Source organism: Alkalihalobacterium elongatum, from assembly GCF_019024285.1.
GTDB lineage: Bacteria > Bacillota > Bacilli > Bacillales > Bacillaceae_F > Alkalihalobacterium > Alkalihalobacterium elongatum.
Genome location: NZ_WMKZ01000002.1, coordinates 152351 through 164832, shown reverse-complemented (window position 1 = coordinate 164832; position 12482 = coordinate 152351). Strand labels below are relative to the sequence as shown.

Genomic DNA, 12482 nt, shown 5'->3' with positions numbered 1-12482 from the left:
AGGGTGGAATATTTGAGTAAATGTAACTATAAAAATGAATATTAAAAATATAAAACAAGGGGATTGTCATGGAGAACGTTTTATAGTCAATCCCTTATTGCTAATTTATTTTATTATACTTTCTTTACAGACTCATAAGCTGTTTCAAGCCTCTTAACGGTATGTTTATATTGAAAATGTTCTTCGACGAGTAATCGACCATTTACAGCAAGCTTTGAAGCGACTGTCGGATTCGATAAATAGTAATCAATCGCATCTGCAAACGCCTCTGGTTGATTGTAATCATCAATAACGTATCCATTCTTTAAATGGCTAATGACTTCGGTGTTGCCGCCTCGGTTTGTCGTTATAATCGGAAGTCCAGTAGCCATAGCTTCATAATGCACTCTGGCAAGTGGTTCCTCCCATTGTGAACTACAAACAAAAAGATCAGCCATAAGGAAGAATTTCGGTATCTCTTGTGCTGGAATAAATTTTGTGAAAATAACTTTGTTCTTTAATGGTTTAGCTAATTGGTGGAGAAAATGTACATAATGGTTAACCGAATTATCACTAAACCATTTCCCGCCAGCTATAACTAAAACGGCATTAGGTTGTCTTTTTAATATACTTTTCATTGCTTGAATTAGCAGGTGGGGTCCTTTAGATTTACAGAGGCGTCCAGCAAACAATATAACTTTTTGATCTTTAACGCCATACTTTTCTCGATAATGTTGCCGAATAGGTTGAATATGAGAAGACCAAACTGGTGAAAAATCTTTTAAGTTAACACCAGAATAGGCAACGGTTGTCTTCTTCTCCCCTTCTGGGAACCGTTTTATGACTTTTTCCTTAATAAAATGACTAATTGTTAAGATTCGATCGCAAACATCGATTACTTTTTTTCCTAGTTCATAAGGTATTTTATCCTCGCGCATCACATCATTATGAAGGCTTAGAATAAACTTACTGTTAGGGGCTACTTCTTTATAGTGAAGTATGGCTTTTGGACGATTGTATACTTGGATAATATCAAACTGGGATTTTGATAAATATTTTTTTACTTCCCGTAAATAATTTTTATAAGGCACTCGGATATAATGAATGTTATCGATGATTTCTTGTTTCGGTAGAATATGATCAGCTACAGAAAAGATCGTAATATCATATTTTTCGCCTAATAAGGGTACTATTCCGTCAATCAAAACTTGAATGGCACCACCTTTTATTGCAGGAGAGGGGAGGTTTTCCGTACATACTAAAGCAACTTTCATAGTTACACCACCCCCTCGTAAAGTAATCTGATATCACCAATTTCTTTTTGTAATCCTAATTTGAGAGAGACCTTTGGCTGGTAGTGAAGTAACATTTGAGCTTTTGAGATATCAGCCCAGGTATGTTTCGGTTCACCACGAGTATTTCCCGTAAACTCTATTTTAGCTTCTTTTTGCAAATGTTTTTCTATTATCGAAATGGTCTCTAAAACAGAGGCTCTTTCTTTTCCACCTATGTTAATTGTTTCTCCAATAATTGGTTTGTTTGTATAAAGTGTAGCTGCAGTTCCTTTAACGCAATCAGAAATATACGTAAAATCTCTAGTCTGCTTACCGTCACCATAGACTTGAATAGGTTGATCTAATACCATTTTTTTTATAAAACGGTGAAAGGCCATATCAGGTCGTTGTCTAGGTCCATATACAGTAAAGTACCTTAAAATTACAATGGGTACACCGTCATTTTCATGATAGACTTTACACAAATATTCTCCAGTTAGTTTTGTCACACCATATGGGGATAGAGGTTTGCAAGTTGCATCTTCAGTCACTTTTCCTGTCCTATCACCGTACGCAGAAGAAGTAGAAGCATAAATGAATTTCTTAATAGGCAGTGTACGGCAGGCTTCTAGTAACCGCTGGGTGACATTAATATTATAAGAAACATAAATGTCGAATTCCTTACCCCAACTAGATCTCACTCCTGGCATCCCAGCTAAATGGTAGATGATATCTATATCCTTTAAATACTCTTCCCAGTTAATATGAAGTAGGTCATGTTTTATCAGTTGGAATCGTGGATTTTTTATGAGATGATGAAGGTTACGTTGTTTGATGGAAGAGGCGGTAAACCCTAAAAAGCCATCCACACCAATCACTTCATTCTCTTTATCAAGTAATAGGTGTTCACATAGGTGTGAACCGATAAAGCCTGCAGCACCTGTCACTAATATCTTCATAATTGCCCCACCCCTAAATAGTGGAAGCCGATGTATCTAATTTTTTTTGTAAATCCTACACACCCTGCTCCAATTTCGTAAGTACTCATCTGCGAACTCCTTCCTTACAACAATAAAAAATACAATTAGTGGCTAATATATCGTATTAATGGGCAGGGGATAGACGTGACAATATCCTAGTGTAACAACAGAAAATGGGTAAAGTCCTAGTTATTTTTTAAAAAATCATACTTTCATCCAAAAATTTTAGGAATATAGTATTCAGGTTACTGTGTAAAACGGGGGGCTTAGAGAAGATTAGTTTTTAAAATAGCTATTTACAGGGATAGCCTTTTTCTTACTAGGACAACTTTCTTACCGTTAAGGTTGGGAATAGTGTACTAACAAGGAAATAGAGGGATGATAAAAGGATGTGAAAAGATAAAGGGGTTAATTTAAGCAGGTGGGGGCGGAACATGGTTAAAACCCTTTACTAATATAATTAATAACATCTTCTTACAGTAGGGCAAAAGGAGTTTATATGCTTGATGAGCATGTTTTTTATGGAGAAAAATCTGTCAACAAGAGACGAATTAGAAATTACCAATGTCAACAATGGGTATATAAAAGAAAGCCATGTACATTTTGGTATATTATAAGGTTGGTGGATTGTACGGGAACTCATAAACCACTTTTAAAAGTAAAACCGTTTAGTTTATAGGATAATTTGAAAGTAAGCAAAAGGTGATTAATAGACTTAAACGACTTGGTGGTGAGAAATTCTTTTTTAAATGTGGTGGTAAGTTCATTGTTGTGCATTTTATTAGGGTTATTAAACTTACCACACTTAGCGCTCAAATGTATAAATCAGAAATTTTTTCATTAAACAAGACAGGAATAATAAAAGAAGACAATTTATTGAATTAAGTCATTAGGCTTCTTGATTACAAAGCTTTCAAAATCCTTAGTTCGTGACACAATTTGGCATCTTTTTAGTATGCTTTCCTCCTTTTCTTTCCAAGTATGGGATGATAAATCGCTCCTTCTAATTTGGACAAAATCGTATTTATTTGTGGAATAGAATTGAAAACCATGCGCTAAACAATCTTTAATAAATTGTGTATCTCCACCTTGATGGATCTTCTTAAACTGTACCCTTTCAAAAATTTTCTTTTTAAATATTAAAGTTGCTCCTTTTACAAGTTGATAATGCCCAAGTAATTTTTTTGTAATAAACATATTCTCATAGTTTGGTGTGTGAAGCGCTAACACATTCTCCCTTTCAAAATAAACGAAAGCTGTTCTTTTTCCAACAACAGAAGCGTTTGTTTGTTTGAAAGAATTCATAGAATGTCTAAGGTAATACGGCCCATAATAATCGTCATCATCAAATTTGGCAATATAGTCAAATTTTGCTTTTGTTATGCCAAAGTTTAAACATTCTCCAAGTGTCAATATTTCTGGTTTTTGATAAATTGTTACATTTTTCATTCTATGAGCTTTCTCTTTCCATTTGTTAATATCCATATCGTCTTTATTTAGGATTACAATTAATTCCTTTGGTTCCCATAGTTGATTTTGAAAGTTTTGAAAAACATAATCTATTTGGGCTTGCCTATTGGTACAAGTAATTATAGAAACCATATTAAAAAACTCCTTACAAATAAATTTCTCTCTAACCCTAAGTTAAATAACGTTGTACTCACCTGTTCATTCTATATACTTATTGAAACACATTATATCAATTTAGGTTTTCGGGTTTTCTTACTACAAATTGCTGATAGTTGTTAGTTTGTGCAATAGTTCTGCATTTTTTTAAAATTTTTTTCTCTGTACCCTTCCAAGTATGATCTGATAAGTTTTTCCTTCTTATATTTACATAATCGTATTTACTAGTTGAATATATTTTTAATCCATTGACCACACAATCTATTAAGAAGTCAGTATCTTCTCCTAAATTCTTTTTTTGAAATTGAACTTTTTTTAATAATTCCTTTTTAAACATTAAAGTTGAACCTTTTAATAGTTGATAGTGTCCAAATATGTTCTTAGTCATAAATCTTTTTTCAAAATTAGGTGTATGTAATGCTAATAAATTTCTGCTCTCAAAATAAATAAAAGCAGTTCTTTTTCCAACAATATCAGCATTTGTTTGATTAAAAGCGTGCATTGAATGATTAAGATAATATGGGCCATAATAATCATCATCATCAAATTTCGCAATATAGTCAAATTTTGCTTTTGTGATTCCAAAGTTTAAACATTCCCCGAGTGTTAGATCTTCTGGCATCTGATAAATGGTTACATTCTTAAATTGTTTTGCTTTTACTTCCCACTTAACAATATCCATTTCATTTTTATTTAAAATTACAATTAACTCTTTAGGTTCCCAAATTTGATTTTGATAATTTTGAAAAACATTATCTATAAGATTATCTCTAATAGTACTCGTTACGATAGAAACCATTATCAAAACTCCTTTAAATAATGTTAACAGCCGTTTCAATTAAAATTAAAGTACATATGATGATAGTAACGTTACTCTAAAGGAAGGAGGTCCATTAATACTATGTTAAAAGATTATTATTTTGATTATGAACAAACTAATCAACTGCCCGACTTCCTAATAATTGGCGCACAAAAAAGCGGAACAACCTCTCTTTTTAGATATATAATTCAACATCCTAATGTTATTCCTGCAGTAAAAAAAGAAATTCATTTCTTTAATAACCCAGACCATTTTAATAAAGGTATTGATTGGTACAAAGCTCAATTTCCACAGTTAGATAAAAATGAAATTAGTATAACTGGAGAAGCAACACCAAATTACTTGGAACACTCTCATATTCCTAAAAAGGTCTTTAAATTAATGCCTAATGTCAAGTTAATTGTTATATTAAGGAATCCAGTTGATAGAGTTTACTCAAATTATCATTATAGAATAAAGAGAGGACTTGAAAATTTATCCTTTGAGCAAGTAATTAGTAATGAAGAAAAACTAATTAAAAAAGGAAAAACAACCCAAGCGAGATATTTATATAGAGGTTTTTATGCTGAACATCTTAAAGAATGGATGAGATACTTTCCAAAAGAACAATTTCTTATTTTACAAAGTGAAGAGTTTTTTAAAGATCCATCTAAAAACATAAATCAATTAATAAGCTTTTTAGAATTACCATCCTCAAATATAGAAACTAGTAGAAAATATAATGTTGGTAAGTATTCCCCTATGTATGAAGAAACAAGAAATCGCTTAAATGAATTCTATAAACCTCATAACGATAGATTGTGTAACTTATTAGGAAGAAACTTTGGATGGAACTATTAATATATTATAAAGAGGTGAAAATATGGATCTTATTATATCATCGGCTACACACCGCTCTGGCTCAACAATGCTGCAACGCATCTTTAATTCAAGAAAACAAACGATGATTTGGGGGGAACATTTAGGTTGTTTAAAGGAATTCTGTATCATTTATAATAAAGTAAAAACCTTTTCCATAAATAGTCGTAGGGAAAGAAGAAATTATTTTGGAAGTAATGAAAATCCAAACCACTGGATTGCAAGGATAACACCCGAACAACATTTAGTAAAAGAATCTATCATTGAATCGGCGAAAGTGTTTTTAAATACACTTTATACTAGTAAAGATCATGATGTAATTGGATTTAAAGAAGTTCGTTATGGAAAAGAAGAGATAACATTGTTAAGAGAATGCTTTCCTAATTGTAATATTATTTTATTGGTGCGTAATCCTATCGACTCTTGGAGAAGCTTATCGAATACAAGATGGAATGAAAGCACAATCCATGAATATATTACAAAATGGAATAACCATGTTTCTTTTTATCTTGAGTTTAGCAAAAGAGATGATAAGGCATTTTTAATAAAGTATGAGGATATCGTGAGTAGGGATAAAGATACGATGGATCTAATTATAAAGCTTGGTAAATTAGATATGAGTATTGTTAACCGTGTCTTAAATAGAAAAATTGGAAGTAGTGAAACTGCACAACTATCACCTAATATAACACAATTAATAAAAAATAGTTGTAGTCAAAATATGATCGAACTAGGTTATTAATAGTGTGGCAAATATAAAATAAATATTTATTATCGAGCACTAGGTATTTTTTGTTTTTACAAAGCATCAATGTCTTGTGCTTTTTTTTGGTAAAAACAAAATAGATTTATAATGTTTGTTCATCTTTATTAAATGGTAACGATTTTTTAGAAGCTACATATTGTAAGTATGGAAAGATATGAAGTTGAAATGAGTAAACACTTACTAGTAACTCGTGGCCAGGATAATTGGTTCTAATTTTATCAATCATTTGCTAAAGAATTCTAATAATTTTATAACAAACAAAGATACATTAACATATGCAGGCAATGTTGATAATATGAATAGTTTTAATCAACCTCCTAATTATCGCTATTTTCATTGTATTTTAAGTAAAAGCGTTGAGTAAGTAAAGTATTTAACCAAGTATAATATGCCATCATTAATTTTGCAGCAATAGCTCATGTCTATATAAAAGTACTCAAAACGCATTATCAATACAAATATAAATATAAATGGAACGCAAAACCTCCCTCAGGCCATACCTAGGGGGAAGGCAAAAAGTATGATTTATATATACAAATGTATGGTTATCTAGATCAAGATTATTTACCATTTTCCGAACTCTCACCCAATATCCCCTATTGGTTAATAAGCAGCCCCTAAGAAAGGATGATATCAAGTGACAACTAATAAAAGAAAAGTATTTTTAATAAGTATGGTAAAAAATGAAGCAGATATCATTGAGTCTTTTATTAGATATCACCAATATATTTTTGACGGAATGGTTATTTTAGATAATAATAGCACTGATAATACAGTCCCAATACTTGAAAAATTAATAACAGAAGGATTTTCTTTAGAGTTAATACGAGATAAATCTATGGAATTTATAAAAGGAAAAAAGACAACTGACCTATTATATAGCACATTTAAAAAATATAATCCCGATATAATTTTTTTGTTAGATGCCGATGAATTTCTAATCTGTAATAATGGAAATCCTAGAGACATTATTAATGTATTAGATTTAAATAAAGTATATTACCTTAATAGATTTAATTATATTCCAGATACTTCAGATAACCACCAAGAACTTTTTATCCCCAAGCGAATAGTAAATACTACAGGTGATATAAATTCCCCTAAAGTATTCTTTACTAGAACGATTGTCGAAAAATATGCACCAAACATAAGACAAGGTAATCATGATATATTGAGCGGTATTAAGGTAGAAAGGGAAAAACTAAAGAATTTATTTATTGCACATTTTCCAATACGCTCAATTGAACAGGCTAAACTTAAAACAGCAATTGGATGGGTAAATAATTTAGCGAGGCATGATAGAGTAAATGGCCAATCAACTCATTGGCAAAAGTGGTTCAATATTATGAAAGATAAACAAGATATTAAACTAAATGATTTTTTTAAAAATATTAAATACAGTAGGAAACCAATTAATTTATCTTTTTGCAAATCAATCAAAATTCAATATACTATGCCAAATGAAGTGAACTTTATGAAGAATTTTTTAGGATACTGTGAAATGTTAGGAATGGAACATGGAAAAATTCGAAAAGATCTCATTGAACTTAAAAATAGAGAAAACGGTTTTAAATAGTCAAAGTGAATCATGAGTGGTGAAGTCGGGAGGTTTTAGAGTATGAACAATGATGAAAAACTCCTCTTTAAAAAAAATCAAATAGTTACTATTAGCTCAACAATTAATAAATTAAAGGAAAATTTCACATACGAATTTTGGGTAAAACCTGTTAACAAAATAATGTTACCTAAAGAAGCAGAAAGAGGATTAAATGGGTCATTAGGACAATCATATTTAATTGCACCATCACACGGTATGCAGAAAATAAATGCAGGTGTTGGTGTTTCGGTTGGTACTAATGGTATTGTCGTAGCAGAACATACTTATAAATATTTCCCAGTTACTTTAGTATATCAAACAGAAATAAATAACTGGACACATATTGCTATCGTTTATCAAAATAAGACACCATCTCTTTATCTAAATGGAAAGTATATTAAAAGTGGTTTAACAAGTACTAAAATTCCTTTTGCATCTAACCAGTTTGGAGGTATTGAAAATTATGATCTATACTTCAAAGGAGAAGTATACGATTTAAGAATTTGGGATCATCCAAGGACGAATCTACAATTAATTAGGAATCAGGCGGTAACTACTAATGAAACAGGTTTAATAATTTCCTCTAAGAAAAACCCAGTTTTTGATCAACTTAGAACTAAAAGTTCTACATTATTGCCATTTAAACACCTTAAAAATAATAAAAAGCCGTCCGTCTCGGTTGTAATACCTACGTATAATGCTATGAGTGAGTATGTCTTTGAGGATTTATTAAAATCTTTGCAAAAACAAAAAGGATTTGAAAAAATAGAAATAATAATAGTTGACTCTGGAAGTATAGACTCTACTGTAAGTAAAGCAAAAGAATACGGCTTAAAAATAATTAAAATTAGTAATGACAAATTCTCACATTCATATTCAAGAAATTTAGGAGCTTCTTTTGCTTCACATGAATATATTCTTTTTACTGTCCAAGATGCCCTTCCGTCTTCTGACACATGGCTTTTTAAACTTTATAAAGTAATTGAAGAACGTCAAGTTGTTGCAGTCAGTTGTTCTGAAATCCCTAGGGAAGATGCAGACATTTATTATAGAGCATGTATGTGGAACCATTTTAAATTTTTAGGTGTATTAGAAAATGATATGATTTTTGAAAAACCTAAAACGTCAACCCCAATTAATTTAAGGAAAAATGCAAATTTATCAAATGTTGCTTGTCTTATGAAAACAAATATATTTAGAAAGTATAGGTTTAGAGCGAAATATGCAGAAGACCTAGAACTTGGATTAAGACTCGTCAAAGATGGATATAAGCTTGCATTTACATCATCAATAAAGGTTATTCATTCACATCTTCGTCAGCCATACTATTTTCTTAAAAGAGGTTATGTTGATAGAATTTATTTAGCAAAGTTATTTTCAGAAAATGTGAGATATAAAGTTGAAATTCAAGAACTTTATGATGATATTGTCTTTAATTATTTTATAATATCTAAATTAATAGAAAGAGAATTGCAAGAAATTAAAACGCCTATTAAAACTAAAAGATTCATAGAACTTATGCAAAACCAACTCCAAAAAGCGAACCAACTGTCATACCCTATTTTTCACCATACCTACAATTTTAATAATGATAATAATCTAGATCCTAGTTTTAGATTATTTTTAGAAAAAATATCCAACAAATACTCAAAGAAATATCCAAATATCCCCTATAAAGGTCAATTGTTAAATTCAAATATAAGTTTTTTAAACATAATTTTTAGATTTTTGGAAGAAAAATATGAGGTTTTAAATGAGCGTAATTTGAAGGAATTCATCGTTTGTATGTACAAAGTTTATGCTCAAATAATAGGCGTATCTTTTGCAAATTATTATTTAGGTTCAAACAAATTAAATCAAGAGATAATTTCTATAAACACTGAATTAATGGGGGGAGTCTAATATGAAAATCCTCTATCTTGTCCATCAATTTTATCCGATGTTTTATACAGGAACAGAGAAGTTTGTTTTAAATATGGCAACGAATATGCAAACGAGTGGTCACCAGGTAAAAGTAATTACCTACAGTTTAGAGGATATTGGAAGTTTCGATCGAAACCTGGATGATATTTTGTTGAAAGAATACACAATTAAAGGTGTGCCAGTAATTGCTGTTAGGCACAAAAAATACCCAAACGAGCTGCATTCATTACTTAAAGATGAAGGGTTATTTAATGCTGCAAAATGTTTATTAGAAAAAGAGAAGCCAGATATTATTCATGTTGGTCATCCAATGAGAATTACGGAATTTATTAATGCTGCAATAAGTTTGAAAATTCCTTATCTAATAACTTTAACTGATTATCATTTTATTTGTCCAAAAACAATTATGTTAAAAAATGATGGAAACCTTTGTTCAGGCTCCGAAAACGGTGAATATTGCATTAACTCATGTGGTTACTCAGAACAATTTGTAAAAAGGCGACAAGAAGTAGGAATGGAAATCCTAAAAAATTCAAAAAAAGTTTTTTCTCCTTCAAAATTTTTGGCACAAATGTTTAATGAGGAAATATCAGAACTTAAAGTGGAAGTAATAAACCATGGTATAAGTGATAAAAATATTTTAAAAAATAGGAAAACTTATAAGAGGAATGATAAACTAACTTTTTGCTTTGCTGGAACTTTTGCTAGTTATAAAGGGCTTCATGTCTTAATTGATGCTTTTAATAGGATTAGGACACCTAGAGTAAGACTAAAAGTTTATGGTTCAGGTATAGATAAAAAATATGCTAATACAATTAAACAAATTTCTAAAGAAGATCATAGAATTAATTTTTGTGGAGTTTTTTCTGAGAGAGAATTAGGAAAAGTATTTAGTCAAGTAGATGTTGTGGTTGTACCATCTCTATGGTACGAGAATTATCCATTAGTTTTACACGAAGCGCTAACAAGTAATGTTCCAGTAATAGCAACAGATTGCGGTGGAATGTCAGAAAAAATAAAAAATGGAGTAAATGGTTTTACATTTAGAAAAGGAGATGTCGTTCATTTGAAGACTGTTCTCGAAAAGGTTATTAATAATCCTCTAATATTAAACAGTATTAAAAATAATATGACAAAACAAATAATACCAACCATTGAACAAGAAGCAGTTAGTTATGAAAGACAATATCAAAAAATAATACAAGAATAATACTCTTGAATTTTAAAAAGTTCTGGGAGTGATTAAGGTGTATACTCATGAAGTTCTAATTTTTATGCATATCCCCAAAACAGCAGGGACATCTTTATCTTTGGTTTTAAAAAAGCAATTTAAACCTCATGAAATTGTTAGGGTAGATGGACCAGTGAAGGATACGAAATATTTTAATGCTCAAACAAAATGTATAATGGGGCATCATGTTTTTGGCTATCATAAGATAAGTTCCAAAGAAAGATATATAACAATGTTAAGAGATCCTGTTGATCGTGTCATTTCAAGTTATTATCACCATATAGAAAGAGTCAAAAGGGGATGGGAGACAGATATTGGGTCGAAAATAATCAATGAAAATATGGATTTACAGGATTTTTTAAATTGCAAAGAGAGTAGATTTAAGTTAGAGACAGAAAATTTAATGGTACATTACTGTTCTGGGGGATCAAGTACTGATCTCACAAAAGCGAAAGAAAACCTAGAAAAGTATTTTGTAGTTATAGGGATTAATGAAATGTTTGATGAGTCCCTTAAGTTAATGCAGAAAAAGTTAAATTGGAATGATATCTCCTATAAAAATGCGAATATTACTAAAAATAGACCGAAGTTGAGTGAAGTACCAAAAAATATTATTCAAAAAATAAATGAAATGAACAGTTTAGATTTACAATTATATAGTTGGGTTAAGAAAAAACTTGAAGATGAGTTAAATAACATCAATAATTAATTTTTATTATTGGGAGGGAGAAAATGGTTACAGTTATTACTTGTACAACAAGGCAAGAGTTTATGAATAATGTGTTTGAGAACTATGAAAGACAAGTTTGGAATAGCAAGGAATTAATTATTATTCTAAACAATGATGACATGGATATTCATACCTGGAAAAAACAAGCTAGACAATTTAAAGATGTTTCTGTTTTTCAGTTGCCTAGTAGCTATTCATTGGGGGAGTGTTTAAACTTTGGGATCGAGAAAGCAAAATATGATACTATAGCAAAATTTGATGATGATGACTATTATGCAGCTTTTTACACTTTTCAAGCGATGGAAGCATTTAATAATACGGATGCTTCAATTGTAGGAAAACATTCTACTTTCATGTACTTTGAAGAGAGTAATACTCTAGCTATTTTTTTCCCGAATAATGAAAATAGGTTTACTGGTTTTATTAAGGGAGGAACAATTGTCTTTAAGAAGGAGATATATAATAAAGTTAAATTTATTAAAGCAGAGGTTTCTACAGATTCGTATTTCTTACAAGAGTGTCAAAAAAAGGGGTATAAATTTTATGCAACAGATAGGTATAACTATGTATGTGTTAGACGAGTTGATAAAAACACTCATACCCAAAAAAGAAGTGATAAGAGCTATTTGAGAGATAGTTTAGTTGTTTGTAAGACTAGGGATTTTAGACCGTATGTGACAAAAAGTTAAAGTAGTAAA

At 30.4% G+C, this 12482-nt stretch carries 11 protein-coding genes; 7 read left to right on the top strand and 4 right to left on the bottom strand.

Annotated elements, in window-relative coordinates:
• Positions 1–113: 113 nt before the first annotated feature.
• The 4 genes from GKP30_RS04690 to GKP30_RS04675 form a co-directional block, all read right to left on the bottom strand.
• Positions 114–1253 carry a glycosyltransferase family 4 protein gene (locus GKP30_RS04690; RefSeq protein WP_216828247.1) on the bottom strand — a complete coding sequence of 380 codons (1140 nt, stop codon included), beginning with the start codon at positions 1251–1253 and terminating at the stop codon, positions 114–116.
• 2 nt (positions 1254–1255) lie between these two features.
• Positions 1256–2212 carry an NAD-dependent epimerase/dehydratase family protein gene (locus GKP30_RS04685; protein ID WP_216828246.1) on the bottom strand — a complete coding sequence of 319 codons (957 nt, stop codon included), beginning with the start codon at positions 2210–2212 and terminating at the stop codon, positions 1256–1258.
• Positions 2213–3106: 894 nt separating this feature from the next.
• Entirely contained in the window at positions 3107–3835 is a 729-nt protein-coding gene (locus tag GKP30_RS04680; RefSeq protein ID WP_216828245.1) for a glycosyltransferase family A protein, read from the bottom strand.
• A gap of 97 nt (positions 3836–3932) precedes the next feature.
• Positions 3933–4658 carry a glycosyltransferase gene (locus GKP30_RS04675; protein WP_216828244.1) on the bottom strand — a complete coding sequence of 242 codons (726 nt, stop codon included), beginning with the start codon at positions 4656–4658 and terminating at the stop codon, positions 3933–3935.
• 102 nt (positions 4659–4760) lie between these two features.
• On the opposite strand from GKP30_RS04675, the gene GKP30_RS04670 reads away from it, so the two are divergent.
• The 7 genes from GKP30_RS04670 (at position 4761) to GKP30_RS04640 (ending at position 12473) form a co-directional block, all read left to right on the top strand.
• Entirely contained in the window at positions 4761–5519 is a 759-nt protein-coding gene (locus GKP30_RS04670) for a sulfotransferase domain-containing protein (RefSeq protein WP_216828243.1), read from the top strand.
• 22 nt (positions 5520–5541) lie between these two features.
• Positions 5542–6279, top strand: coding sequence for a sulfotransferase (locus GKP30_RS04665; protein ID WP_216828242.1), 738 nt, complete (start codon positions 5542–5544; stop codon positions 6277–6279).
• A 661-nt stretch (positions 6280–6940) separates the two neighbouring features.
• Entirely contained in the window at positions 6941–7879 is a 939-nt protein-coding gene (locus tag GKP30_RS04660) for a glycosyltransferase family 2 protein (RefSeq protein WP_216828241.1), read from the top strand.
• A gap of 42 nt (positions 7880–7921) precedes the next feature.
• On the top strand, positions 7922–9802 hold the full coding sequence (locus GKP30_RS04655) for a glycosyltransferase (protein WP_216828240.1): 1881 nt from the start codon (positions 7922–7924) through the stop codon (positions 9800–9802).
• Position 9803: 1 nt separating this feature from the next.
• Positions 9804–11033 carry a glycosyltransferase gene (locus GKP30_RS04650; protein ID WP_216828239.1) on the top strand — a complete coding sequence of 410 codons (1230 nt, stop codon included), beginning with the start codon at positions 9804–9806 and terminating at the stop codon, positions 11031–11033.
• A gap of 37 nt (positions 11034–11070) precedes the next feature.
• Positions 11071–11763: a sulfotransferase family 2 domain-containing protein gene (locus GKP30_RS04645; RefSeq protein WP_216828238.1), complete on the top strand. Its 693-nt coding sequence runs from the start codon at positions 11071–11073 to the stop codon at positions 11761–11763.
• A gap of 23 nt (positions 11764–11786) precedes the next feature.
• Positions 11787–12473, top strand: coding sequence for a glycosyltransferase (locus GKP30_RS04640; RefSeq protein WP_216828237.1), 687 nt, complete (start codon positions 11787–11789; stop codon positions 12471–12473).
• The last annotated feature ends 9 nt before the right edge of the window (positions 12474–12482 follow it).